The 25,907-nt window shown below is 71.4% G+C and carries 17 protein-coding genes; 9 read left to right on the top strand and 8 right to left on the bottom strand.

Annotation, left to right across the window (positions count from 1 at the left end):
* The first annotated feature begins 315 nt into the window (after positions 1–315).
* From V5O46_RS05280 to V5O46_RS05260, 5 genes are all read left to right on the top strand, one after another.
* Entirely contained in the window at positions 316–528 is a 213-nt protein-coding gene (locus V5O46_RS05280; protein WP_332883251.1) for a hypothetical protein, read from the top strand.
* Positions 492–3,401, top strand: a complete 2,910-nt coding sequence (locus tag V5O46_RS05275; RefSeq protein ID WP_332883250.1) for a hypothetical protein — start codon at positions 492–494, stop codon at positions 3,399–3,401. The genes V5O46_RS05280 and V5O46_RS05275 overlap by 37 nt, the downstream gene beginning before the upstream one ends.
* A 19-nt stretch (positions 3,402–3,420) precedes the next feature.
* Positions 3,421–7,923: a hypothetical protein gene (locus V5O46_RS05270; protein ID WP_332883249.1), complete on the top strand. Its 4,503-nt coding sequence runs from the start codon at positions 3,421–3,423 to the stop codon at positions 7,921–7,923.
* Positions 7,924–8,143: 220 nt separating this feature from the next.
* The gene (locus V5O46_RS05265; RefSeq protein ID WP_332883248.1) at positions 8,144–8,533 is read left to right on the top strand and encodes a peptidoglycan-binding domain-containing protein; all 390 of its coding nucleotides are present in this window, start codon (positions 8,144–8,146) and stop codon (positions 8,531–8,533) included.
* 11 nt (positions 8,534–8,544) lie between these two features.
* Positions 8,545–9,339: a hypothetical protein gene (locus tag V5O46_RS05260; RefSeq protein ID WP_332883247.1), complete on the top strand. Its 795-nt coding sequence runs from the start codon at positions 8,545–8,547 to the stop codon at positions 9,337–9,339.
* Positions 9,340–9,402: 63 nt separating this feature from the next.
* Here V5O46_RS05260 and V5O46_RS05255 read toward each other — a convergent pair whose 3' ends face one another.
* The gene (locus V5O46_RS05255; protein WP_332883246.1) at positions 9,403–9,813 is read right to left on the bottom strand and encodes a VOC family protein; all 411 of its coding nucleotides are present in this window, start codon (positions 9,811–9,813) and stop codon (positions 9,403–9,405) included.
* 183 nt (positions 9,814–9,996) lie between these two features.
* Positions 9,997–10,563 carry an acyl-CoA thioesterase gene (locus V5O46_RS05250; RefSeq protein WP_332883245.1) on the bottom strand — a complete coding sequence of 189 codons (567 nt, stop codon included), beginning with the start codon at positions 10,561–10,563 and terminating at the stop codon, positions 9,997–9,999.
* A 119-nt stretch (positions 10,564–10,682) separates the two neighbouring features.
* Here V5O46_RS05250 and V5O46_RS05245 point away from each other — a divergent pair, with 119 nt between their 5' ends.
* Positions 10,683–11,984, top strand: a complete 1,302-nt coding sequence (locus V5O46_RS05245) for an LCP family protein (RefSeq protein WP_332883244.1) — start codon at positions 10,683–10,685, stop codon at positions 11,982–11,984.
* A 25-nt stretch (positions 11,985–12,009) separates the two neighbouring features.
* On the opposite strand, the gene V5O46_RS05240 is transcribed toward V5O46_RS05245, so the two are convergent.
* Entirely contained in the window at positions 12,010–13,515 is a 1,506-nt protein-coding gene (locus V5O46_RS05240; RefSeq protein ID WP_456300713.1) for an LCP family protein, read from the bottom strand.
* Positions 13,516–13,664: 149 nt separating this feature from the next.
* Here V5O46_RS05240 and V5O46_RS05235 point away from each other — a divergent pair, with 149 nt between their 5' ends.
* Positions 13,665–14,726, top strand: coding sequence for a glycosyltransferase family 2 protein (locus V5O46_RS05235; RefSeq protein ID WP_332883242.1), 1,062 nt, complete (start codon positions 13,665–13,667; stop codon positions 14,724–14,726).
* A 7-nt stretch (positions 14,727–14,733) separates the two neighbouring features.
* Here the strand turns inward: V5O46_RS05235 and V5O46_RS05230 are convergent, their stop codons facing one another.
* The 5 genes from V5O46_RS05230 to V5O46_RS05210 all read right to left on the bottom strand — a co-directional run bounded on the left by V5O46_RS05230 (position 14,734) and on the right by V5O46_RS05210 (position 22,799).
* Positions 14,734–16,422, bottom strand: a complete 1,689-nt coding sequence (locus V5O46_RS05230) for an LCP family protein (RefSeq protein ID WP_332883241.1) — start codon at positions 16,420–16,422, stop codon at positions 14,734–14,736.
* Positions 16,423–16,582: 160 nt separating this feature from the next.
* Positions 16,583–18,409 (bottom strand): LCP family protein, encoded by a 1,827-nt coding sequence (locus tag V5O46_RS05225; protein WP_332883240.1) that lies wholly within the window; start codon positions 18,407–18,409, stop codon positions 16,583–16,585.
* Positions 18,410–18,613: 204 nt separating this feature from the next.
* Positions 18,614–20,359, bottom strand: coding sequence for an LCP family protein (locus V5O46_RS05220; RefSeq protein ID WP_332883239.1), 1,746 nt, complete (start codon positions 20,357–20,359; stop codon positions 18,614–18,616).
* 240 nt (positions 20,360–20,599) lie between these two features.
* Entirely contained in the window at positions 20,600–21,844 is a 1,245-nt protein-coding gene (locus tag V5O46_RS05215) for an LCP family protein (protein ID WP_332883238.1), read from the bottom strand.
* A 193-nt stretch (positions 21,845–22,037) separates the two neighbouring features.
* Positions 22,038–22,799: a TIGR03089 family protein gene (locus V5O46_RS05210; RefSeq protein ID WP_332883237.1), complete on the bottom strand. Its 762-nt coding sequence runs from the start codon at positions 22,797–22,799 to the stop codon at positions 22,038–22,040.
* A gap of 139 nt (positions 22,800–22,938) precedes the next feature.
* Here V5O46_RS05210 and V5O46_RS05205 point away from each other — a divergent pair, with 139 nt between their 5' ends.
* Both V5O46_RS05205 and manB read left to right on the top strand, forming a co-directional pair.
* A complete protein-coding gene (locus V5O46_RS05205; protein WP_332883236.1) occupies positions 22,939–24,429 on the top strand; it encodes a peptidoglycan recognition protein family protein in 1,491 nt (496 codons plus the stop codon).
* A 211-nt stretch (positions 24,430–24,640) separates the two neighbouring features.
* Positions 24,641–25,723 carry a mannose-1-phosphate guanylyltransferase gene (gene manB, locus V5O46_RS05200; RefSeq protein ID WP_332883235.1) on the top strand — a complete coding sequence of 361 codons (1,083 nt, stop codon included), beginning with the start codon at positions 24,641–24,643 and terminating at the stop codon, positions 25,721–25,723.
* The last annotated feature ends 184 nt before the right edge of the window (positions 25,724–25,907 follow it).

Raw genomic sequence — 25,907 nt, 5'->3', positions numbered from 1 at the left:
TCGTCCCTCCTCACGAGAGAGCGGATCGGCGCACAGCACCAGTTCCAGGGTCGCACCGTCGGGCGCGCCGCGCGATGCGAGGAGCGCGGCAAGTCGCCCGGGCGAACACCCTGATCGGGCCCAACTGCTCGGTGAACAAGGGAATCTGGCCATGGGTCGGTTCGAGGGCCGTCACATGGCGATGTTCCGCCCCCGGGCGCACCATGGGAAGGGAGGGGCCAGAGGGCCTCGGACGGGGCGCCGGCCCTGCCTTCCCTTCCCTCGTACGAGGGGGTTCCGTCATGACTTCCCGCAGTCGTCCTGAGCGTCCCCACGGTGGGGGCCGTCCGCGTCGCCCTGGCGGTGCGGGTCGTCCGCATCGTCCTGGGGGTGGGCGTCCGGACCGTCCTGGGGACGGTGATCGCCCCGGCCGTCCAGGCGGCGGTGGCCCTGGGCCCGGCGGTGGCCGTCCCGACCACCCCGGCGACGGGGGTGAGGTGGGGCCGTTCCGGGTGGTGCGCCCGGCGGACATGCTGGTGGTCGACATAGGCCTGGTGAACCTGCGGTTCGACGGCCGCCGCCTGGTACGGCGGGAGCCGGCCGCGCCGACCCTGATCCTGGTCGGGCTGCCACCACAGCACGTCCTGGAGGAGGTCGCCGGAAGGCTGGACCCCGCGACCGTCTCACTCGGCTCGATGAAGGCCTTCGCCTCCGGTGCGTCCCAACTGGTCTTCTCGGTGCCTCCCGAGGTGGACGGCCTGGAGCTGTCCTTGGACTCCCTGCTCGACTGGGAGCGGCTGGTGCCGATGACCGTGCCGGTCGTCCAGCCGGGCACCACGGCCACGGTGCCCACCGGAAGCGTCCTCGAGTTCCCCACCCGGCTACTCCTCACCTACGACGAACCCGTCAACTGGGTGTGCCTGCCGGAGCCCCACAGCCCCGACGGCCGTACCGGGCTGTGGCACGCCCGGCTGCGGAGCGAACGGGGCGGCGACGCGCTGCTGCGGGCCCTGAGGAGGGTCGACGACCGTGCCCCGGTTTCCGTGCAGGTCCCTCTGAGTGCGTCCAACCTGGAGGACCTCGTCACGCTCACCAGCCGGGCGGAAGTGATCGACGCCGCAGGTGCACCCATCATGCTGCCCAGTGCCCCCCTGCGCGCCGAACTGTTCATCGCGACGCCCCTGGGCGCCTCCGTCCACCTGCACGGCGCCTGGGACGACGTGTCGCCGGGCGCCACCACCCAGTTCGGGACGATCGGAAGGAAGAGCCCGGACCTGGTGGCGTACGACCACATCACGGGTCTGGGCCGTGACCAGTTCGTCCGGGTCGTCACCCGCGGCTTCCTCTCCACCGGGCACCCGGCGCTCCTGGTGAGCGAGTTCAAGCGGCTGTTCGTGGCGCGCCCGGACGACGGCATCGTGGCCTACCTGCAGCGGGAGGACCGGATCGTCCTGAGAGAACCCGAAGTGCACTACGGGGAGAGAACCGGTTTCGCGCATCAGGGACGCGAGATGCCCTTCCGCGTGTTGCGCGTCACCGACCGGGTCACCCCGCCGCTCAGGACGGTCTGGTCCCGGAACGACTTGGATCAGCCGGAGGCACTGAAGGCGTTCTGGGTCGAGCTTCAGGACGGTGAGCGTGACCATCAGTTCACCGTTCTGGCCACCGATCACGAGGGGCGCAAGGTCAGTTTCACCACGCCGCTGGTGTTCGTGCCCGCCTCACGGGCGGGTGACTGGGACGAACTGCGGGACCGCTACTCGCAGAGCGAGACGAGCGTGAGGGACCGCGTCGAGCGGTCACTGGGCGGACAGGTGATGGCCATGGCACAGCCCCCCGCCGACGCTCCCGGAAGCACCAGCCACGCGGTGGGCAAGCTGGCCTTCGCGATGACGCGAAAGGCGGACGGAGGTGACCATCCGCTGGCCGGCACGCTTGTCGTGTCCGGCGCCGAGGTGAGGGTTCCCGCCCTTGAGCAGTTCGCCCCGACAACGGGAGACGTGTCCGTCAGATTCAACGACGTCTACCGCGACCGCGGCATGACGGCGCATCCGGCCGGTGCCTACCTCGACCTCGTCGACGCCGTCGGCCTCGACTTCGCAGCGGAGAAGGTCGGTGGCGTGGCCAGGCCCAACGCGGCCGTCAAGGTGATCACCAGCCAGGCAGGGGTCGTGCCGGACATGTTCAGGACCGACCCCACCGGAGTGGTCGACGCAGCACCCGTCGCGGAGATCAGGAACGCCTTCGGAGCCGCCAAGCTGCTCGGCTTCATCGACCTGGGCGACCTGGTGGGCCCCGTCGCCAGGCAGGATCTCGACCGGCTGAAGCAGCTCGGGGACAACGAGATCCAGCGCATGCTGGACGACGAGGGCAGCCTGATTCCCGTCCCGGTGTTGCGCATCCGCGACCTCGCGGACGGGGTGGGCGGCAAAGAACTGCGCTATGTGTGGAAGGCCGGGCTGACACCGCCGGAGCCGGGGGACGCACTCCTGCTGGACGTGTCCCGCGCGGTGCTGACCCTGGACGCACGGACGGCCGTCTCGAAGGAAGCCGGGCAGAGGACGTCGATAGAGGGCAGACTGCGCGATGTCGCGCTGAACGTCGCCGGCGTCGCCCGTGTCGAGATCGCCGACCTGAGATTCAAGGCCGTCCCCGGCAACAAGCCGGAGGTGTCGGCGTCCGGCCTGGAGCTGAAGTTCCTCGGCGAGCTCAGGTTCATCGACACGCTGCGCAACGCCCTGCCCGCCGACGCCTTCGGCTCCGGCGCGTACGTGGACGTCCAGCCCTCGGGCATTCGTACGGGCTACTCGCTGGCTCTTCCGGCCGTAGGGGTCGGTGTCTTCTCGCTCGCGAACGTCTCCCTGAATCTGGAACTCGACATTCCCTTCGAGCCTGACAGGGCCATCGCCTTCCGCTTCTCGGTCTCCGAGCGGCAGCGCCCCTTCAACGTCACCGTCTCCCTGTTCGGCGGCGGTGGGTACTTCTCCCTGCTGGTCGACGCGGAGGAGGGAATCAGGGCGGCCGAGGGCGCCATCGAGTTCGGTGGCGGCGCGGCGCTGAACCTGGGCGTGGCGAGCGGCGGGGTGACGGTCATGGCCGGCGTCCGCTTCGAAGTCCTGGACAAGGTCGTGAAGGTGGGCGGCTACCTGCGCTGCAACGGCTTCCTGTGCGTGCTGGGCATCGTCACCGTTTCCGTCGACTTCTATCTGGAGCTCACGTACGAGAAACACGGCAACCAGTCGGTGGTGCGGGGGAGGGGCACCCTCACGGTGAGCGTCAGGATCGCCTTCTTCAGCAAGTCGGTCTCCCTCAGCCTCGAGCGGAGCTTCTCAGGTGCGCCGGGCGACCCCTCCTTCGTCGACTGTTTCGACAGGGAGACGCACTGGGAGGACTACTGCCTGGGCTTCGACGCCGACCCGTAGGGCCGGACGGGATGTGATCATGAAGTTCGAACAGAGAGTGCTGTGGACGGTGCTTCCGGCCGGACTGTCGGCGGACGGCACCCAGGTAAAGGTCTCCGTGTTCGTCTCTCCCCGGCTCGGAGTCCCCGACACCGATCCGGCAACCGGGCCGCCGGAGGAATCGGAACGCGGCACGCTGCAGCCGTTCCGTGACTTCCTCGCCTGGCCCGACCGAATCAAGGAAGCGACCTTCGAGTTCGGGCCCGGAGACGGCGTCTCCTCCACCTTCAGCGGTCCGGTCCGACCGTCCGGCCCGGTTCCCGACACCGCGCTCTGGACGGATCTCTTCGGCGAGGACATCCCCGTGGAGCCGTACGTCTTCGAGAGCATGGCGGGGCGGGCCGAAAGGGCTCGCACCTACTCGGCCAGGCGCGTCAGCGACGCGACCCGGACGGCCTACGGGGTGGCGGCCAGGGAGTCTCCCGAACAGCCCCCCGACATGCGCTCCGTCATGCAGCGCATGATGAGCTCCGAGGAACCGGGGCAGGGGCTCTCTCCCCAGGGCTCCGCCATGCGCCGAGGTCTCGACGAACTGGAGGGATTCCACCGGCCCCCGTTCCAGAGTGCGCCGACGCTCGGGAGAGGAGAGGCGCCTCCGCCTCCGCCTCCGAAGAAACCGGACCCGGACTTCCACCAGATGCTCACCTCACTCGGTGACCACCCGGCGCTGCTGCGACGGCTCGGGCTGATCCTGGACTTCCTCCTGCCTGCCGAGCGGATCCCCGTCTCGTCGGGTGAACACCTCCTGAGTGTGGTCCCGCACTGGGTCTCCGAACTCGGCCCGAGTTCCCAGGACCTGCCCCCGCGCACGCGCTACGTCTTCCTCCCCGACCGGAAGCTGTTCGTCGCCGCACCCCGGACGTTCGAGGCCGATCCACTGGGCTCTCCGGCGCTCGGCCTGGTGGCGTTGCCCGAGAGGGACTTCTCTCTCGAGCAGGCCGATATCGACAGTGCCGCGCTGAAACTGGCGGTACTCTCCCGGGATCCGGCCGACGCCGGCGGTGCCGCAGCGGATCCGGCCGCGCGGTCCCCGGAGACCAAGGGTCTGGCCCCGGTCCGTACGCAGGGGATCTCCCTGGTCAGGGACGATCGCAAAGGGGTCCTCGCGGCCGACTTCGCGAAAGCGGCCCAGGACAACGACGCGGCCGTCGCCGCCCTGGAGGCGAAGAGGCAGGCGGGCGAGGGACCGGAGGCGAACCGGCCGGACTCGGCGGACATGCCCGATCTCTCGGCCGAGGACCTGGTCCGCGGCCACCGGATGGACGTCTGGGACAACACCCGGGCACGCTGGTACTCGTTGCACGCACGCACGGTCGCCTACCGGTCCCCCGGTGGTCACGAGCCGTTCCTCACCGTCTCCGACGAAGGCTTCTTCCAGGTCAACCTGGTGTCCCCGCCGGCCGACGCCGACGGCGACGACATATGCGTACCGGAACGGCTCATGACCTGGGAAGGCTGGTCCCTGTCCGCGCCCCGTCCCGGCCGGGTGCTGGGCATCGGGGAGGGGGCGCCCGACGAGGTCGTCGATCCCGCCAACGACGCGCAGACCCGCCTGCCGCTGGAGATCGACGTCGGGGTGCAGAAGGGCTCGCTGCCCCGCCTGAGGTTCGGTCGCGAATACCGGATACGGCTGCGCACCGTCGACCTGGCCGGCAACGGCCTCACCCTGCAGGAGGCCGATGCCCTGGTGGCCCGGGACAGCAGCGGCGACTGGGTACTGCCCGGGAACGGGCCACTCCCGTTCCGGAGATTCGAATCCGTGCCGGCCCCTGCCGTGGTGCCCCGGCTGTCCCTCGGCGAGGGTGCCTCGGTGTTCCGGATGGTCATCCGGAGCACTCCGGGCAGCTCCCCGGGCCCGGCCGGCGGTGCCGCCCCCGGGACGGGGACGCGGACCGTCGTCCTGGCCAACGTGCAGCCCGGAAGAACCAACGAGGACATACGTCTCGTCCAACAGGCTCTGATCGCCCGCCACCACCCCATCCCCGCCGGTGCGACCGGGCACTTCGGACCGCAGACCGGGGAGGCCTACGCCGCCGAGCAGCGCGATCAAGGCTTCGCCGGAAGGGACGCCGACGGCATTCCCGGCTGTCAGTCCCTCACCGAGCTCGGCCGCAGGAGCGGCTTCGCAGTCGACTGCGACGCTCCCCCCGGCACCCCCGGCACGGCGGGCGAGGTCCCGCGCGGCACGGAACCGGCCCGGACCGCCGACCAGTACGCCGCGCACCTCAACAGCTCGCCGCTGGTCACGGCGGGGGACCACACGCCCTTCAGCGGGGTCGACGAACGGCACCTGGTGGCTCCGAAGGCCTCGTTCCAGTGCGTCGAGCGGCATGGGCTGCTCGACGGGGCCATCGGCTCGGGCGACCGCGCGGCGAGGGAGGCCGGCTACGCGCTGGCATCCCGCGAGAACGGCTCGCTCAGCGATCCGGCCCAGCCGGACGTGGAGGTGCAACCGGTCGACTCGCCCGCCGCCGACCCGGACCATCCTGTGGCGACCGCCTGGCACCGAGGGGAACAGGTCGAGCTGCCCTATCTCCGGGATCCCCTGGCCACGGGGGCCCTGCTGCTGGACCTGCCGGGCATGCGGGAGGGCGAGCCGTTCGAGGTCCCGTGGGGAGGCAGCGTCTGGCACCGGCCCCGCTCCTTCCGGCTGAGACTGGCGGAGGGGAACGCCCCGCCGCACTTCGACGAGGCGTCCCGCGTGCTGACCGTCTCGCTCCCCAAGGGCCGCGTGGCCACCGTCAGGGTGTGCTCCGCGTTCCCGTTCGACGAGACCCTGATGGGCCTGGCCTCCTGGTGCCGGGAGCAGCCCGGCCCACCACTGGCACCGGAAGCCGCGACGGAGGACGGCGAGAGGGCGGCGCGGCGGGCCGAGGAGGAGCAGCAGCGGGCAGCCACCGCTCTGGAAGTGGCCGCCACCGGGCGCCACTGGATGTTCACACCCTGGCAGGAACTCACCCTCGTGCACGCGGTACAGCGGCCGCTGAAGCAGCCCGTGCTGGACCTGCGGCCCGCGGCGCACCGTCCCGCCGGCGCCACCGCCGAGCATCTCGCCGGAACGATCAGGCTGGACCAGGACAGCACGGACCGGATCGAACTCGTCGCGACCTGGACGGAAGTGGTCGACGAGGGGGAGGAAGGCCGCGCCGAGCGTCCGATGACCACACCCGTCTTCGACCTCCTCACGGCGAGACTGCCCTTGGACGACGTCCCCGGTGCCGCACCGGCCACCCTCCAGGACGGCACCCTGACCTTCAGCACCCGTACCACCGAGGAGCCGGGCGGACCGGAACCCGGGCAACCGGGCGGACCGGAACCGGGGAAGCACGAGTTCGGCGACACCAAGCACCGTAGGGTGCTTTACCATCCGGTGGCCGGAACCAGGTTCGGCGACTACTTCCCGTCCCGGCTCGCCGAGCACGACGCGAGCGCGCTGACCGTGCAGGGCACCGCCGTGGAGCACTCGATACCCAGCAGTGCCAGGCCCACCGCACCCAGGCTGTTGTACTGCGTACCCACACTGTCTCTCGAGACGGTCGAAGGCCCACCCGGCACCGTCGTCCGGCGCCGCCGCGGCGGCGGAATCCGCGTGTTCCTGGACCGCCCCTGGTTCTCGTCCGGGGACGGCGAACTCCTCGGCGTGGTGCTCGGGCCGACACCGGGCGTCGGCACACCAGCCACGGACGCCCTGGATGTGACGCTGATGGGCCGCGACCCCGTCCACCGCTCCGCGGAGGTCGCCGCCCCGACGGTGTCGACGTTCACCAACGCGGTGCGGCATGCGGAGGGGCTCGTTCCGATGACGCCCACCGCGTCGGCGCCCACCGTCACCGTCGTGGGCTTCGCCCCGCAGTTCGACCCGACCGGGAACCGCTGGTTCTGCGATCTGGACCTCGACACCGGGGACAGCTATCTGCCGTTCGTACGGCTGGCCCTGGTCCGCTACCAGCCGAACTCGATTCCGGGAGCCGAGATCTCACCGGTCGTGGTCACCGATCTGGTCCGGACCCTGCCCGACCGCGAACTGCGGGTGAAGCTGGACGACGCGCCGACCGTCAGCGTCACCGGCCCCTCTTACGACCCCGCGGAGTCCCCACCGCCCCGCCTCACGGCCACCGTGCAGCGCCGGGAGGACGCGGTCACCGACGAGGACCTCGCCTGGGTGACACTCCACGACACGACCGTGACACTGACCTCGATCGATGCCGCGTCCACAAGGACCCCTTCCTACGTCGGCCAGATCCCTCTCCCTCCGGGCGCGCAGCGTGACCGACTGCGTCTGCTGGTCATGGAGACCGACGGCATACCGCCCGACGCGGCCACCCCGCCCAGCACGCCGGGGCCGGTGGTGTACTGCGACACCGTTCCCCTGGGCGGCGGTCATCGGCGCCATGACGACCGCGACGGTCGTGATCGTCACCGACGCCATGACGACCCTGACGGTCGTGAGCGTCACCGGCGCCATGGCGGCCGCGAGCGCTGACCCGGCGTACTGCGGAGCGCGGGCGGCGGCGCTTCCGTGCCGCGAGGTGGGTGCCTGAACGCCCGCAACGGCCCGGCGGAGCCTTTCACGACCGGTACGACAGGTGTACTCCGGCCGGAGGGAATCAGGGAGGCCATCCGGGGCGTGCGTCCCGGTGTGCGGAGAGCGGCTGTCATTCTGCCGGACGGACGACCCGTCGAGCCTGCTTGGAGTCCGCATCATGCCCATCAGCCAGCCGGTCGGCCAGGACGGTACGAATCTGCGCCGCGAAGTGCAGTACGTCCAGGCGCTGCTCAACGTCTTCCGAACCGAGCGCGGTCGGACGGTGCTGGCCCTCGACGGACTCGTCGGCCCTCTCACCATCGCGGCGATCGAGGAGTTCCAGTCCGCTGTGACGGGGATCGTCGACGGCCGGGTGGATCCCGGAGCACAGGCGATCACGGCGCTCGAACAGCAGACGGCGGGGGTGCTCGACGAGTTGCGCACCATCACGATGTTCGCCCTGCTGCTGTCCCACCGGCCGGTCGAGGAGGAGCCACCGGTCGAAGCGGACCCCGTGCTGGACGACGCAGAGCTGCAGACCCTCGTACAGTCGATCTTCGCGGAGTAGGAGCGCAGGCCGTGGATCCCACCGAAGAACTCATCCTGGAGCTCTCCCAGGCCCTGCTGGCGCTCTTCAACTCCTCGCGCGGTGCCATGCACGGCATCTACCAGGGCTCGCACGAGGCCGCGTTGTTCGAGGCCCAGGGCGGGGTCATCGGCCCCGGTGGGTTCAACCACCTGGGGGACGTGCTGAACACGGCCCGGAACATCCAGGGCAACCGCGACGCGGTCGAGTTGGCACTGAATCGTCTGCAGGGCGTGGGACCCGCGGTCGGCGTGCGCGTCCGTATGCTGTGTGACCCCGTCCTCAGGCTCGCGGACAACTACTTGAGGATCGTCAAGGAGACGGAGAACGCGGCAACCGTGCTCCGGCAGACCGGTCCCACCCGCCTGCAGGGTGTCGTCCTGGGGCAGGGCGGCCTCGGTCCCGAGATCGGCCGCACCTCGCAGGCCCTGGTCACCAACCAGATGAACGCCATGTCCGCGCAGCTGACCGCCCGGGGTATCGAACCACGCCCGATCCCCTCCACCCAGCCGGCGCTTCAGCCCGTGCTCAACTCGATCCGGCAGCTTCCCCTCAACGGCCGGGAGGCGGCCGCGAAGCTGGCCGGGGCCCTCGGCGCCATGCGGGCGCTGATCAGCCAGACCGCCGTGCGGGCCGGGCTCATCGGCCGCGCCAGACTGACGGCCGCGCTGCTCGGCATCGAAACGGCCCTGGTCGAGTTCGGCAGCCGCCTGACCACGCCGATCATCGTCATCGACCTCAAGGCGCTGCACCAGTTGATGGGCGTACCGCACGTGGAGGGCGCCTGACGGAGGCGTACGCCGGTCTCCGGGCGGCCAGGCGGGCCTCGACCGGGCCGCTGACCCGCGCGCCTACTCGGCGTACTTGCCCATCTCGCTCGCCTGGAGGGCGGCCTTGTCGTTGAAGCCGATGACGTAGCCGTCGGGGTCGCGGAGGTAGAACATGCGCTGACCGGTCTCCTCGGTGGTCATCTCCCTGACGACCTCGGCGTGCCGGGAGGCGTGCTCGTAGACGCCGTCGAGGTCGTCGACGGCGAGGTAGAACATGCCGGCGAAGCCGATCGGCTGGTCCGCGAGGACGGGGAGCCACTGCCTGAGGTCCGCGTTGCGGTAGATCATGGCGCAGAACTCCCCCTTGTACAGCAGCATGTGGATGTCGTCGCCGGGGCGGGCGGTGCTGGAGTCGGCGTCGAAGCCCAGCTTCCGGTAGAAGGCGAGGCTGGCGGCCGTGTCGGACACGCTGATGCACGGGGCGAAGGGCACGGGGGCTCCTGACTTGCTACGGGGGTGACCGGGGCTTGTGCCCGTTGTCACACACCTCGGTCAGGGCCGCATGTCGGCGGAAGCCGTTCGGAGCGGATGCACGAAGGTGCGCGAGGTGCTCGGTACCCGTCGACCGTAGGGAGGAAGTAGGTCAGGAGATGACCCCCATGCCGCCCGTCTCGGTCAGTCCTCGAAGCCCTCCGCTGCGCGCTGCCGCCGCAGGTCCTTGATGGCGCGGCGGCGGGCCAGGCGGTGGGTGCGGCGGATCTGGGCCTCCTGGTAGCGGCGCTTGTCCCGTTCCGTCTCGGGGAGGACCGGAGGAAGCTGGCGCGGCTTGCCGTCGGCGTCGACCGCGGCGAAGACCAGGTACGCCGAGCCGACCTGGGTGGCCGGGGTGGACTCGTTCCAGCGCTCGGCCAGGACCCGGACGCCGACCTCCATCGAGGTCCGGCCGGTCCAGTTGACCTGGGCCTTCACATGGACCAGGTCGCCGACCCGGACCGGTTCGAGGAACGCCATCTCGTCCATGGAGGCGGTGACGGCGGGGCCGCCGGAGTGGCGGCCGGCGACGGCGCCGGCCGCGTCGTCGACCAGTTTCATGATGACCCCGCCGTGCACCGTGCCCAGCAGGTTGGTGTCGCTGTGGGTCATGATGTGGCTGAGGGTGGTGCGGGAGGCCGAGGTCGGCTTGCCCGGGATCTCCGGGGTGCCCGACTCGGTGGCCGAGGCCTGGTGTGCCTGGTCTGTCATGGCCCCCACCCTATGCCGCGGTGACAGGTGTGCGATTTGTGTCAGGTTCGCAACAGCGGTGACCTGATTTTCCGACGAGTCTTGTATGGCGCCCGGCGGCGACCTGCACACTGGTGCGCATGAACGAATGGCCCGAGGGATGGTCCGGTGACAACCGAGGCGGCGGGTACGGACGCGGCAGCGCGAGCGCACGGCCGGAGAGCGCCCGCGTGATGCGTCAGGTCCGCCGCGGCCCCGGAGCGCCCGGCCCGGGCCGCCCCGCGGCACCGCCGTACGGCGGGGTGCCGCAGCAGCCGTCGTATGTCGACGGTCACGACGGTCACGAGGGCCACGGCGGGTACGACAGCGGGTACAACACCGGCCAGGTCTACGGCAGCCCCGGCGGCCGGGGCCCCGCCGGGCCCGGGCCGGGTCCCGGCCCCGGCGGCCCGCGGCCCGCCCCGGACTGGCGGCGCCGGATCAAGGTGACGGCGATCACGCTGGTGACGGTGCTGCTCGTCACGACCGTCGGGACGTACTTCTGGGCCGACTCCAAGCTCAATCGCGAGGTCGACCTGTCCAAGGTCATCGACCGGCCGGAGGCGGGCAAGGGCACCAACTACCTGATCGTCGGCTCCGACAGCCGCGAGGGCCTGACCGACCAGCAGAAGAAGGACCTGCGCACCGGCTCCGCCGAGGGCAAGCGCACCGACTCGATGATGATCCTGCACACCGGTGACAACGGCGCCACGCTGATCTCCCTGCCCCGCGACTCCAACGTGGAGATCCCGACCTTCGTCGGCTCCGATTCGGGCAAGACCTACCAGGGCACCGGCCGCCAGGTGAAGCTGAACGCCGCCTACGCCGAGGACGGCCCCGAGCTGCTGGTGCGCACGGTCGAGTTCAACACCGGGCTGCGCATCGACCACTACGTGGAGATCGGCTTCGCCGGTTTCGCCAACATCGTGGACGCGGTCGGCGGCGTCGAGATGGACATCCCGCAGGACATCAAGGACACCAAGTCCGGCGCCGACCTGAAGAAGGGCAGGCAGACCCTGGACGGCCAGGAGGCGCTGGCCTTCGTCCGCACCCGGTACGCGCTGGCCGGCTCCGACCTGGACCGGACGAAGAACCAGCAGAAGTTCCTGTCGGCCCTGGCGAGCCAGGTGGCCACCCCGTCCACGGTGCTCAACCCGTTCAGGCTGTACCCGACCATGGGCGCGGGCCTCGACTCGCTGATCGTCGACAAGGACATGGGCCTGTTCGACCTGGCCGACATGTTCTGGGCGATGAAGGGCGTCAGCGGCGGCGACGGCACCTCCATGAACATGCCGATCTCGGGCAGCACCGGCAACGGCAACCTGCAGTGGGACACCGCCAAGGTGAAGCAGCTGGTGAGCCAGCTGAAGAACGACGAGAAGGTCACCGTCTCGGGCAACTGAGCCCTGCGGGCACCGCCCGCGTCCGTCACTCCCTGCCGCAGACCACCTCGTCGCCCCGCACCACCTCGCCCGGCTCGCGCGGGGGCTCCTGCGGCCGCACCTTGCGGACCTCCGTGAAGTCGGCGCCCGCGATCACCTTCAGCGTGGCGCCCTGGCCCTTGACCGCCCGCAGCTCGCTGCCCGGCAGCGCGGCGGCCAGGGACCGGGCCGAGCGGTCCCAGCGGGGGTCGTAGGCGATGACGGTCCGCTCCACCGAGGGGGCCGCCGCGTTCACCGGGGTCCCGGTGGTGCGGAACCCGGTCGCCGCGAGGGCCTTGTCGATGCGCCGGCCGAGCCCCGCGGTGCGGGTGCCGTTCTCGACCTGGACGCGGATCTGCTCCGGGTCGACCGGTACCGGCTGCCGCGGTTTCCCGGACCGGGGCGGGTGGGTGGCCAGCGGCCGGTCCTCGCGCAGGGCGTCGAACAGCCGCTCGGACTTGACCGGGTCCCATTTCAGGGTGGAGCCGACGCCCTTGACGGCGTACCCCATCTGCCCGATGGGCACGGTGGTGAACTCGGAGGAGGACGGGGAGAAGTTCCGCATGGCCCGGCCCAGAGCCAGCAGTTCGTCGGTGCCGAAGCCCCGGTCGGCGCGGACCGAGCCGAGCACGGCGCGGGTGATGTCCCGGAACTTCATCGGGTTGAGCAGGATCCCGGAGGAGGTCGCCCGGTCGACGAGCGCCGCCAGGAAGTGCTGCTGGCGCTTCATCCGGCTCAGGTCGGCGGCGCCGTCGACATGCCGGGCGCGCACGTACTGCAGGGCCTCGCCGCCCCGGAGGGTGTGGGCTCCGGCCGGCAGGTCGAGGCCGGTGTGGCTGTCCTTGAGCGGCTCGGCGGTGCAGATCCGCACTCCGCCGAGGACGTCCACGGTCTTCATGAAGCTGGTGAAGTCGACCTCCAGATAGTGGTCGATCTTCACCCGGGTCATGTTCTCGACGGTGCGGATGGTCAGCTGCGGTCCGCCCTCGGCGTACGCGGCGTTCAGCTTCAGGGGATGCCCGCCGTGCCGCTTGCCGGTGGTCAGGTCGGTGTGGTCGGGCGTCATGGCGTACGAGTCGCGGGGCAGGCTGACCACGCTGGCGCGGTCCCGGCCCTCCGAGATGTGCACGATCATGATCGTGTCGGTGCAGCGGCAGGGCGCGCCGCCGAGCCGGTACTTCCTCCGCTGCTCCGCGGAGACCTCGTCCCGGCCGTCGGTGCCGACCAGCAGGACGTTCATGCCGTCGCCGGCCTGCGGACGGTTCTTCATGTCCTTGAAGGCGTCCACCCGGGCGATGTCCGTGTCCAGGGTGGACAGCACCGCGTGCCCGATCCCGGCCGAGGCCAGTACCACCACGGACAGCGCCGTCACCGCCCGGGTGACCCAGCGGGGGCGCCTGGGCCGTCCGGGCCGGCGCCCGGGGGGCCGCGGGCGCCGCCGCTGTGCCGCGGGCCCGCCCCGCGCGGGCGCCGCCGGGACCCGGGGAGCGGGGGAGCGGGGTGGCGTGGGCAAGGGGGACACCTCCGCGGGGACGGGCCCGTAGGGCCTTCAGGGCCGGACATGGGAACCCTGAGCACCGTAGGCCGATACGATCTGCTGCCCGGGGCAGTGGCCCCCGCGGCGCGCACCGGTGTCCCCCGTTCGCGGTAACGTGAGCACCGATGAACGCCAAGTCCGACGTGCGAACCCCCGCCGTTTCCGTGATCATGCCCGTGCTCAACGAGGAGCGGCATCTGCGCGGCGCCGTCCGCGCCATCCTCGCCCAGGAGTACGCCGGCGAGATGGAGGTCGTGATCGCCCTCGGTCCTTCCACGGACCGCACGGACGAGATCGCCGCCGCACTCGTCCGCGAGGACCCGCGGGTGCACACCGTGCCCAACCCGACCGGGCGCACCCCGGCCGCGCTGAACGCCGCGATCAAGGCGTCGCGGCATCCGGTCGTCGTCCGGGTCGACGGCCACGGCATGCTGTCGCCGGACTACATCGCCACCGCCGTACGGCTCCTGGAGGAGACCGGCGCGCAGAACGTGGGCGGCATCATGCACGCCGAGGGCGAGAACGACTGGGAGCACGCGGTCGCCGCCGCGATGACCTCGAAGATCGGCGTCGGCAACGCGGCCTTCCACACCGGAGGGCAGGCGGGCCCGGCCGAGACCGTCTACCTCGGAGTGTTCCGCCGCGAGGCGCTGGAGCAGCAGGGCGGGTACAACGAGGAGTTCATCCGCGCCCAGGACTGGGAGCTGAACTTCCGCATCCGCGAGGCAGGCGGGCTGATCTGGTTCTCGCCGGAGCTGAGGGTGTCGTACCGGCCCCGGCCGAGCGTGCCGGCGCTGGCCAGGCAGTACAAGGACTACGGCCGCTGGCGGCATGTCGTCGCCCGCTACCACTCCGGTTCCATCAACCTGCGCTACCTCGCCCCGCCGACGGCGGTGTGCGCGATAGCGGCCGGGGTCGTGGTGGGCGCGGTGCTCACGCCGTGGGCACTGGTGGTCCCGGGCGGCTACCTGGCCGCGATCGCCGCCGGGTCGGTGCCGGCCGGCAAGGGGCTGCCGGTGAAGGCGCGGCTGCAGATCCCGGTGGCGCTGGCGACCATGCACATGTCCTGGGGCTGGGGCTTCCTGACCAGCCCGCGGTCGCTGGCCCGCAAGGTGATCGCCAGCAGGCGCCCGGCGGTGCGGCGTCCGGGTGCCGACGCCGACGCGGGGGCCGCGGACGTCCGCTGAGTGCCCGTCAGGACCAGGCGAACGCCGGGTCCACGTGCATGCAGGCGCTGTCGTCGGCGCCGTTGAGCGCGTCGGCCGACTCGGGCGTGCTGTCGTCCCGCTCGGGCACCTGGTACGCCGTGCCCTCGCGCCAGTCCGCGCCGACGACGAGCGTGACCCCGGAGACCTCCGTGGACCGCTGCACCGAACTCAGCGGGATGCCGAGGGCCTTCGCGATCCGCTGGGCGTCGCCCTCCAGGTCGGCGCTCGGATAGCGGACGACCGTGCGTTCCTCGCCCCGGGCCCGGGCCTGGTCGGCGACCGCCTGGGCGAAGCCCTGCTCGGCGAGCAGCCCGGCGACCGTGCTGGCGCGTCCGGGCACGGCGGCCAGGGTGTCGGTCCGGGTGGCGTTGCGCACCTGCACCGCGATCTCGGCGTCGGGCGCGGCCGGGTCCAGCGAGGCCTTCTCCGGCGCCTGCTGCTTCTCGTTCGCACCCTTGCCGTCCAGCGGGATGTCCTCGCGCACCAGCCGGAACAGCTGCTCGGCCTCCTCGGTGGGTTCGACGCGTGCGCCGACATAGCGGTTGGGCATCGTGGTCATGGTGATGCGCTCCGGCTCCACCTTGCGCAGCTCGGTGCTGAGGTCGTACAGCTTCTTGACGGTGTCCAGGCCCGGGTCGACGGTGAGCGCCCGCGTCGCCTCCTCGGCGAGCCGGCGCAGCTTGTTGGGGCTGCTCAGGGTGGCGTTCTCGCGCAGTCGGCGCACCATCGCGCTCATGTACATGTGCTGGGCCTTGGCGCGGGCGAGGTCGCTGCCGTCCTCGAAGCCGTACCGGGTGCGCAGCCACTGCAGCGCCTGCTCGCCCTTGACGTCGTGCGTGCCCTCCTCCAGTTTCAGACCGGAGCCGTGGCCCTGAGCGTCCCGGGAGTGGATGTTGGCGTCCACGCACACCGGGACGCCGCCGATGGCGTCCGCCATCGAGACCACGCCGGCGAAGTCGACCATGACGAAGTGGTCGATGTGGATACCGGTCAGCTCCTGCCAGGTGGCCACCGTGCAGCCGGGTCCGCCGTGGCCGAGGCTCTGGTTGGTCATCGTCCGGCCGTTGCTCGCCGGGTACACCTTGCCGTCGTCGGGGTCGGTGCACCTGGGGATCGGCACGAGGGTGTCGCGGGGCATGCTGACGACCGACATGTTGGTGCGGTCGGCGGAGAGATGGACCAGCATCTGCACATCCGCCAGCGGGGTGGAGCCGAACGTCTCCCGGGCGCCGCCGAGTTCCTGGTTCTCCTCGGTGTCCCGGGCGTCCGAGCCGATGACGAGGATGTTCAGCGGGGTCTGGCCCGCGGCGTTCGGGGTCGGCTTGGCGACCTTGTTGTCGCCGAGGTTCAGCTCGTCCTTCCGGATGTTGCTGTTCAGGTGCTGGTAGTAGACGTAGCCCGCGCCGGCGGTGCCGAGTATCAGCAGGGACAGGACCACGGCGGTCCAGCGCAGCGCGCGCCGCCTGCGCCGTGGCGGCCGGAGTCTGGCGGCCCTGTCCCCGGTGGCCCCGCCTCCGGCTCCCGCGCCCGCGGCCCCTTCGCCCGCGGCACCGTTGGCCTCGGAGGGGTCGCCTCCGGTGGGGCCGCCTCCGCCGGGGGCGACGGCCTCGTCCGGGCCGGGGGTGCCCCGTACCGCCGCGGAGGCCGTCTCCTCCTGTACACCGCTTCGCGTCACGTCCTGTCCTTCCCCGCCCCTCGGGCCCCCGCCCTCGCCCCGCCTCCGCCCGGAGCCGGCCTGCCGGTCGTCCTGTCAGACGCACGACAGGCCGGTTGGGTTACCCCCCTGTCCGGGATGTCCCCACTGTGCCGGTCCTCTCAGCGCTGTGCCGGCCGTCTCAGCCGGCGCACTGCACCTTGTCGGCGGTGGACTTCTCCACCTCCGGTGCCTTCACCGGCGCGTCGAGCCGCACCCCGGCGCCCCGGAAGTCCGGGCCCAGGGTCAGTGTCATCGTCGGCAGCCCCTGGGCGTTGGTCACGCTCTCGCCCGGCTTCATCGCCGCGCCGGGCAGCCCGAGGAGCGCGGCGAGCGCGCGGGCCTGGTCCGCCTGGTCGGGGGCGTACTCCAGGGTGGTCCTGGCGATCTTTTCGGGGGCGTTGCCCGCGTTCTCCGACCTGGGGACGCCGCCCTCGGTCTGCAGCCACTGCAGTTCCTGCTGCGCGCTGCCGCTCGGGGCGCCGCCGTTGAGGACCCGTACCCGGATCTCGGAGGCGTCGGCCTTGGGGCCCTCGAGCCGGGCGGCGACGGCGGCGGCCTCCTCGTCCTTCTCCTGCTTCTTCTCCCGCTCGACCTCGGTCAGCGACACGTCGTTGATGATCGCCTCGAAGAGCTGCGGCGCCTGCGCCTCGTTCAGGACGACCGTCGCCCGGACCTTCTCGGCGGGGTTGTCCTTCACCGGCACCGTGGTGAAGGAGATGTTCTTCGTCGGCACCTTCTTGAGCTCCAGGGCGAGGTCCTTGAGCGTGCCGACCTTTCCGATCGCCTTGTCGACGGTGAGCGCCTCGGTGGCCGCCTCGGCGAGCCGCAGCAGCTTCGAGGGACTGGTCAGGGTGTCGCCGGAGGACATCTTGCGCATCAGCGAACCCAGGAACTGCTGCTGCACCTTGATGCGGTCCAGGTCGCTCTGGTTGCCGAAGCTCTTGCGGGTACGGACGAACGCGAGGGCCTGCTCGCCCTGGACGACGGACTCGCCCTCGGGCAGGTCCAGTTTCGACTTCTCGTCCTTGACGGCGCGCTCGAGGCAGACCTTCACCCCGTCCACCGCCGTGGTCAGCGTCTTGACCGCGTTGAAGTCCGCCATCATGAAGTGGTCCACCTGGATGCCGGTGGCCTCCTGCACCGTCCGCATCGTGCAGCCCGCGTCCCGGCCGCCCTCCCCGAGGCTCCGGTTGAAGCGGACGCCCGCGGTGCCCGGGACGATCTCCGTCGTGCCGTCGTCCTGTGCGGTGGGGCAGTCGGGGATGTCGACGATGAGGTCGCGGGGGATGCTGAGGGCGGTGGCGTTCGACCGGTCCTTGCTGACGTGCAGCAGGATGGTGGTGTCGGCGTGGCCGACGCTGCCGGCGTCGCCGTAGCCCTCGTTGCCGGCGCCGGTGCGCTTGTCGGTGCCGATCAGCAGGATGTTGAAGGCCTCGTCCTTGCGGAAGCTGCTCGCGCCCGCGCTGCCGACGTCCGTCGTCGACACGTTGCCCTCGAGATGCTTGAGATAGGCGTAGCCGCCGACGCCCGCGACGAGCACGACGAACGCCGTGGCACCGCCGGTCCACAGCAGCGCCCGGCGGCCCCGGGACCGCTTCGGCGGCTGCTTCGCCCGCGCCGGGCGGCGCCCCCCGCGCCGGCCCGGGTGCGGCTCGGGTTCGGTGCGCCGCCGTCGCTGGGACGGGACCTGGGCGGCGGACCGGCGCTGCCCGGGGACGGACCCGCCGGAACCCTCGGCACCGCCGGAAGCGTCTCCCCGGCCCGGACGCCCCGGCCCGCCGGACCGGGGCCGGGGTACGGAGCCGGGTGCGGACCCGGTCTCCGGTGCAGCCCCGCGTGCGGAACCGGACGTGCCCCCGGCCGCGGAGGGCGGGAGCCGGAGCTCGTACTCGCCGGTGCGCGGATTGAGCACCCACTGGTCTGCGGGGTCGACCCCGTCCCCCCGCCCACGGCCTTGTGCGTCCACGGTTGTCCGATTCCTCCGCACGGTCTGGTCAACGAGTGCACGACGCCCGGGTGGACCGCACGGCGGTGGGCACTGAAGCGCTCACACTATCCGCCCGGTTCGGCGTCGAACGATCTCGGTGACGCGTCTGACATTCCTACTGCAGGGCAATCCGCCCATACCTTCCGGCCGGCCCCGGACGCCCCCCCGGGCGCGGCCGTCAGCTCACTTGGCGCACTCGACCTTGTCCGCCGTGGCCCTCTGCACCCCCTCGGGTGCGTCGCCGGAGGAGGAGTCGAGCTTCACCCCGGCGCCCTTGAAGTCCTTGCCCAGGGTCAGCGTCATGGTCGGCAGCCCCTGGGCGTTGGTCACGCTCTCGCCCGGTTTCATCGCCGCGCCGGACAGCCCTAGCAGTTCGGCGAGGCGGCGGGCCTGGTCGGCCTGCTCGGGGGCGTACTCCAGCGTGGTCCTGGCGATCTCCGCGGGTGCGTTGCCCGCGTTCTCGGACTTGGTGACGCCCGCCTCGGTCTGCAGCCAGGTCAGTTCGCGCTGGGCGCTGCCGTCGGACGCGCCGCCGTTGAGGACGCGGACGCGGACTTCGGAGGCGTCGGCCTTGGGGCCCTCGAGCCGTGCGGCGACGGCGGCGGCCTCCTTCTGCTGCTCCTTCTTCTTCTCCTCCTCGACCTCGGTGAAGGAGACGTCGCTCCTGATCATGTCGAAGACCTGCGGGGCCTTCGACTCGTCCAGCACGACCGTCGCCTTGACCTTCTCCGCGGGGTTGTCGATCACCGGCACCGTGGTGAACGTCAGGTTCTTGGTGTTGAGCTTGCCCAGCTCCAGACCGAGGTCCTTGAGCTTGCCGATGCTGTCGAGCGTGGAGTCGACGGTGAGCGCCTTGGTGCCGGCCTCCGCCAGCTTCAGCATCTTCGACGGGCTGGTGAGCGTGTCGTTGGACTTCAGCTTGCGCATCAGCGAGCTCAGGAACTGCTGCTGGATCTCGATCCGGCTCAGATCGCCGCCGAGCCCGACGGAGTGCCGGGTGCGCACGAAGGCGAGCGCCTGCTCGCCCTCGATGGTGTGCTCGCCGGCCGCCAGCTTCAGATGCGAGTCCGGGTCGTCGATGTCCTTGGCCAGACACACCTCGACGCCGCCCACGGCCGAGGTCAGTGTCTTGACGGCGTTGAAGTCGGCGACCATGAAGTTGTCCGGCTGCACCCCGGTCAGCTCGGTGACGGTACGCATCGTGCAGCTGGGCGTACGGCCGTCCTGCCCCAGGCTGGTGTTGAAGCGGACGCCCGTGGCGCCGGGGATGACCTCTTTCGTGCCGTCGTCCTGTGTGGTGGGGCAGTCGGGGATGTCGACGATGAGGTCGCGGGGGATGCTGAGGGCGGTGGCGTTCGACCTGTCCTTGCTGACGTGCAGCAGGATGGTGGTGTCGGCGTGGCCGACGCTGCCGGCGTCGCCGTAGCCCTCGTTGCCGGCGCCGGTGCGCTTGTCGGTGCCGATCAGCAGGATGTTGATGGCCTCGTCCTTGCGGAAGCCGCCGGTGCCCGCGCCGTCGTCGGGGATGGCCGTGATGTTGTCGCTGAGGTGCTCCAGGTAGAAGTAGGCCGCACCGGCCGTGCCGAGGACGATGAACGCCAGGGTGCCGCCGGTCCACGCCAGGACCTTCTTCGCCTTCGGCTTCTTCTTGGCCGGGCGGCGGCCGCGCCGCCCCTGCGGCGGCTCCTCGGGGGCCCCGCGCCGCCTGCGCTGGGGCGGCACCTCGTGGCCGGAGGGCTCCGGCCCGGAGGACCTGTGCCCGGCCTCGCGCCGGGTGTTCCCGCCCCCGGCGGCTCCGCGGGGCCCGGGGACCGCCGACTGCGGAGCGGAAGGATTCAGTCGCAGTTCGTATTCGCCGGTGCGCGGATTGAGTACCCACTGGTCTGCGGGGTCGATGTTGTCCCCCCGCCCACGGCCTTGCGCGTCCACGGTTGTCCGAATCCTCCGTCGGGGCGCGGCGCCTTCCCCCTCAAAGGCGCTCGGGTCTCTCACTCGGTGCGCGACCCGCGGGACGACGGTGTCGGCGTCGGGTGCACCGGATCGCTCACACTAACCGCCCAGTTCAGCGTCCGGCGACGCTGGTGACAAATTCCACGGACCTTATAACCGGGCAATCCGCCCAATTGCCCGGACTGGAGTGCCTTCCTGTGCGCCGCCTTTGAACCGCCTTTACGCACAGGCGTCCTCGGCGGCGGTGTTCCCGCTGAACGTCGGCGCCGGAGAATCGCTCTCCCCGGGTGCGGTGTCATCCCGCTTTTCGGTGGACGTTCCGTTGTCGAATCCATACGGTCCGTATCCGGCGGAATCGCGCGAACCGTCGCGTTCGTCGACCACTACGGGTTCATCCATCCGCAGCCGGGTGAACAACTCCCCCGCCTCGGGCTCCCTGAGCTGGTCGCGATTGACGTCCCCGACGTACGGCTCCCGGGGAACGGTCAGGAATTGCACATCTTCGGTGGGAATGTCGCGCAGACCGCGCACAAGTGCGTACAAACCGCGCAGACTCGCCAGTCCCGGGTCGGTGGTGAGCGACGAGGTGGCGGCGTCCAGCAACGGGTACAGCTTCACCGGATTCAGCAGTACGTCATTGCTCTGCACCTTGCTGACGAGTGCCGCGAGGAAGCGCTGCTGCCGTTCCATCCGGCCGGTGTCGCTGCCGTTGCCCAGCGACTTGCGGGCCCGGACATAGCCGAGGGCCTGTTCCCCGTTCAGCGTCACCCGACCGGCGGGCAGCCGAAGTTCGGCCGCCTCGTCGTGGACCGGTTCCGTCAGGCACACCGCCACGCCGTCGACCGCGTCCACCATCTTCTTGAAGCCGTGGAAGTCGACGACCACGTGATGGTCGATGCGAATGCGGGTGAGTTTCTCCACCGTCCGGATCGTGCAGGCCGAACCACCCGCCTCGAAGGCGTAGTTGAACTGTGCGAACACCGGCTCGCTGCGGGAGCCGTCCGGACGGCGGCAGCCCGGCACCCGCACCATCAGATCTCGGGGGAGGGAGACCGCGGTGGCGCTGCGGCGGCCCGCCGGCAGATGCAGCAGGATCACGGTGTCCGACCGCTCGGTCCCCGGGTCCCGGCCGTAGCGGGCGTTCTCCTCGCCCGAGCGGGTGTCGGAGCCGATCAGCAGGATGTTCTGCGCGCCCCGGACCAGGGCCGTGGGCCGCTCGTTCTCGTACCGGGCGAGTTCGGCCGCGGCGGCCTCGTCGGGGGTGATGTTCCCGTCCAGCTTGGCGTACACCGCCCAGCCGGCGCCCACGGCACCGGCCAGCACACCGGTGACGGCGAGTCCGGCACAGGCCAGCCGTCGCCGCCGGCGCCGCCGGCGCAGTCCGCTCCCGGAAGCAGCCGCCCCGGCACCCGGCCCCAGGGTGCGGCCTTCCGGCCGCGGCGCACCTGACCCGTCGTCGCCCACGTCTGGCACCACCCCTCAGGCCGTACGAGCGTGCCGTGCTGCATGCGCGCGGCCGCACCCACGGCGGCGGCCGCACTTACGACAATGACGTGGAAACGGGGGGATGGGCGGGTGGGGATGGGCCGAACGGGGGAGCGGGAGCGGGAGCGGCGGAGACGGGGGGCGGGAGCCGTAGGGGGCGGGGTCCGCCTCGTCAGCGTGCCGTGGCCGTGACCCGCTCCGTCTCGATCCGCTGGTCCACCGTCTCGCCCGGCAGCCGGTCCAGGTTCCGGCACAGCACCACGGAGCCGTCGGTCGCCAACGGCCCGTACAGCCCGGCGTTGAGACCCTCCCACGTGTCGTAGGGCAGCGCGGACAGAATTCGTGCGCCGGGTCCCGTGAGCCCCAGCTCCGGCGCCTCCGCACGCGCCCGCTCGACCACCTCGGCACCGCTGAACTCCCGCCCGGCCACGATCAGCCCGGGCTCCTCCGGGTCCACCGGCGCATACGGCACGAACCGGTCCCCCTGCCCCGGCACCTCCACTGCATAGTCGGTGAAGCCCTCCGGCACCTGCGGGAACCGCCCGCCGAGCGGCCGCAGCGCCAGCGCGATCCGCGCCCCGGAACAGGCCCGGGCGGCCTGCAGCGACTCCGGCTCCGGACCGCTCACGGCCACGTCGGCAGCCGCCGGATCCCCGGCCACATCGGCGATGACACCCACCGACGCGCACGCCAGCAGCCACACCGCGGTCTGCCAGTGCGCGGGCAGCAGCAGCGCGACCCGGTCCCCGGGTTCGACGGACAGTTCGTCCTGGAGCAGATTCGCGGTCTTGGCCACCCAATTGGCGAAGGTGGCCACGGACAGTTCGACCCGTTCGCCGGTGGCGTCGTCGTAGAAGGTCACCAGGGGGCGTCCCGGGTCCGCGGCGAGCGCGGAACTCAGCAGGTCGGCAGGGGTGCGGTCACTGGCATTCACCCGCGCAAGCGTACGCGGGCCGACCCGCGTGCACCGAGCGGGCGGGCCTTTGGGACGCCACCGGTTCGGGCGAACGGGCCTGGCGGAGCGTCAAGTTCCCGATGGACAGATTTGTATGAATATGTCCAGGATCAGGAGCATGGGTGGATTCCTTGCTTCCTCGATCGGCGCCATGTGCGCGGCAGCGCTCGTTCTCCCCCTCGCCCCGCCCGCGGTCGCCGGCACGAACGGGAGCGCTCCAAGGAGCGCGGGCGGGGGCGCGAGCGCGATCGGTGGCGCCGCCCCGGTGCCGACCGCGCCGTACGTCCCCGGCAGCACCCAGTCGCTGCCCCTTCAGCCCCTCGCCCGCGACCGGGCGCCCGGCGCCGCCGTTCAGGGCCTGCCCCGCCGCGATGTACGGCAGTTCTCCCTCGTCGGAGTGGTGTGGGACGACCCGGAGAGGGAACTGCACGGCACCGTCCAGGTCCGTACCCGCACCACCGGCACCGGCACCTGGTCCGACTGGCAGGACCTTCAGACGCACAACGCCGAGCACGCCGCCGACCCGGGTACCGCCGAGCGCACGTCGGACCGGGTGCGCGGGGCCACCGCACCGCTGTGGGTGGGCGCGTCGGACGGTGTGGAGGTCCGGGTCCGTGCCGAGACCGACCTGGCTGCGCGCAGTCGTGCCACCACGGCACCCCTCCCCGCCGGCCTACGCCTCGAACTCGTCGACCCCGGCGACGGCGACCCGCCGCCCGCAGACGCCCCCACGGACGCCCCCACGGACGCCTCCGCAGACGATGCCGCAGACGCCTCCGCAGACGCCCCCGTCGGCGGTGCCCCTGGCGGTCCCCGCACCGGCACCCTGAGCGCCGGGCCCGCCGAGGCCGTGGCCGCGTCCGCCGTCAACGCCGATCTCGCCCCCCTCGGAGCCACCGAGATCCCGGAACTGAACCGTGCCCAGACCGAGAGCGAACTGATCACTCTGGGCGTCGACGCGCTGACCGGGCAGCCGCCGGTCCAGCAGCAGAAGGTCAAGCCGTACATCGGACCGCGGCCCGGCATCGTCACCCGCCTCGGCTGGGGCGCCGACGAGCGGCTGCGCGAGAAGCGGTTCGTCTACACCAAGAAGGTCAAGGCGGCGTTCGTGCACCACACGGCCACCGGCAACAACTACAGCTGCACGCAGGCCCCCTCCGTCATCCGCGGTATCTACCGCTACCACGTGAGCAGCATGGGCTGGCGGGACATCGGCTACAACTTCCTCGTCGACAAGTGCGGAAAGATCTACGAGGGCCGGGCCGGTGGTGTGGCACGGCCGGTCATGGGCGCACACACCCTCGGGTTCAACACCAACAGCATGGGAATCGCAGTTCTCGGCACCCACACGTCCAAGAAGCCCTCCTCCAAGGCGCTGAAGGGCATCGCCCGGCTCACCGCGTGGAAGCTCGGCCTCTTCGGCATGAATCCGCGGGCCAAGACATACCTGAAGTCCGGCGGTGGCAATCTCTACCAAAAAGGCAGGAACGTACGACTGAACGTCATCTCCGGCCACCGTGACGGTTTCGCCACGGAGTGCCCGGGACGTCGGCTGTACGGCAAACTCGGCACGGCCCGCTCGACCGCGGCGAGCTACCAGGGACGCTGAAGGAACACCCCTTGGGGGGAGCTGAAGGAACACCCCTTGGGGGTCAGGGGCAGGACGGGGCAAGGACAGGGACGGGGGACAGGGATGCGGGGGCACCCGGGAGGGTCCTCGACGGTGCAGCGCAGCGGTCGGCATGCACACGGAACGGGCTGCATACACTGGCCGGCCGACAGACAGTTCGGCCGGTCCCGGCAGGAAGCAGAGACGACAGGTGACAGAAGCGATCCTCCTGGTCGGCGGCAAGGGCACGAGGCTGCGCCCGCTCACGGTGCACACACCGAAGCCGATGGTCAGGGCGGCGGGGGTGCCGTTTCTCACGCACCAGCTGGCACGGGCGCGGGCGGCGGGGGTGGAGCACATCGTGCTCGCCACGTCCTATCTGGCCGAGGTGTTCGAGCCGTACTTCGGGGACGGCTCCGCCCTCGGGCTGCACATCGAGTACGTGACCGAGGAGGAGCCCCTCGGCACGGGCGGCGCGATCCGCAACGTGGCCTCCCGGCTGCACTCGGGACCGGACGACCCGGTACTCGTCTTCAACGGCGACATCCTGACCGGCCTGGACATCCGCGCGCTGGTGCGCACCCACGAGTCGACGGGGGCGGACGTCTCGCTCCATCTGACGAAGGTGACGGACCCGAGGGCGTACGGTCTGGTCCCCACCGACGGCACGGGCCGGGTCCTGGCGTTCCTGGAGAAGCCCCAGACCCCGGAGGAGATCGTCACCGACCAGATCAACGCGGGGGCGTACGTCTTCCGCCGCTCGGTCATCGACACGATCCCGGCGGGCCGCCCGGTCTCGGTGGAGCGGGAGACCTTCCCGGAGCTGCTGGCGGGCGGAGCCCATCTGCAGGGCATGGTCGACTCGACGTACTGGCTGGATCTGGGCACCCCGGCGGCCTTCGTACGGGGCTCGGCGGACCTTGTGCTGGGGCGCGCACCGTCCCCTGCCGTCCCCGGCCGGTGCGGTGACCGCCTCGTCCTGCCCACGGCGCGGGTGGCGGCGGACGCCAAGCTGTCCGGCGGGACGGTGGTCGGGGAGGGCGCGTCCGTGGCCGGGGGCGCACGGGTCTTCGGCAGCACGATCCTGCCGGGCGCGGTGATCGAGCCCGGCGCGGTCGTCACCGACTCCCTTGTCGGCAACCGCGCCCGCGTGGGCCGGCGTTCGGTCCTTACCGGCACGGTCATAGGCGATGGCGCGATCGTCGGCGCCGACAACGAACTCCGCACGGGCGTCCGCGTCTGGTGCGACGCCCACATTCCCTCGGGCGCCCTCCGCTTCTCTTCGGACACCTGACCCGCCGCCCGCCCCACCGCGGGCGGTCGTGCCGCCCCGCCGCGGGCAGTCGTGCCTCCCTCAGTGCCTGAACGGCCTGGGAGGTATCCCCAGGGGCGGCATGGGTGGGCGCGGGCGGCACCCGGCGGCGCCGGGCCGCACCGCCCACCCCGATGCCGGTCACCCCGTCGGCACCGGGCTCCCT

The sequence above is a fragment of the Streptomyces poriticola genome (assembly GCF_036689765.1).
GTDB classification, from domain to species: Bacteria; Actinomycetota; Actinomycetes; order Streptomycetales; family Streptomycetaceae; genus Streptomyces; species Streptomyces poriticola.
The sequence above is the reverse complement of the archived record's forward strand: the minus strand, read 5'-3'. Positions and strand labels throughout refer to the sequence as shown.

Bases quoted from the DNA above. Each gene is read 5' to 3' on its own strand.
- V5O46_RS05235 (WP_332883242.1), top strand. From the start codon at position 13,665: ATGAACGCCAAGTCCGACGTGCGAACCCCCGCCGTTTCCGTGATCATG.
- V5O46_RS05265 (WP_332883248.1), top strand. From the start codon at position 8,144: ATGCCCATCAGCCAGCCGGTCGGCCAGGACGGTACGAATCTGCGCCGC.
- V5O46_RS05270 (WP_332883249.1), top strand. From the start codon at position 3,421: ATGAAGTTCGAACAGAGAGTGCTGTGGACGGTGCTTCCGGCCGGACTG.
- V5O46_RS05245 (WP_332883244.1), top strand. From the start codon at position 10,683: ATGAACGAATGGCCCGAGGGATGGTCCGGTGACAACCGAGGCGGCGGG.
- V5O46_RS05205 (WP_332883236.1), top strand. From the start codon at position 22,939: ATGGGTGGATTCCTTGCTTCCTCGATCGGCGCCATGTGCGCGGCAGCG.
- V5O46_RS05250 (WP_332883245.1), bottom strand. From the start codon at position 10,563: ATGACAGACCAGGCACACCAGGCCTCGGCCACCGAGTCGGGCACCCCG.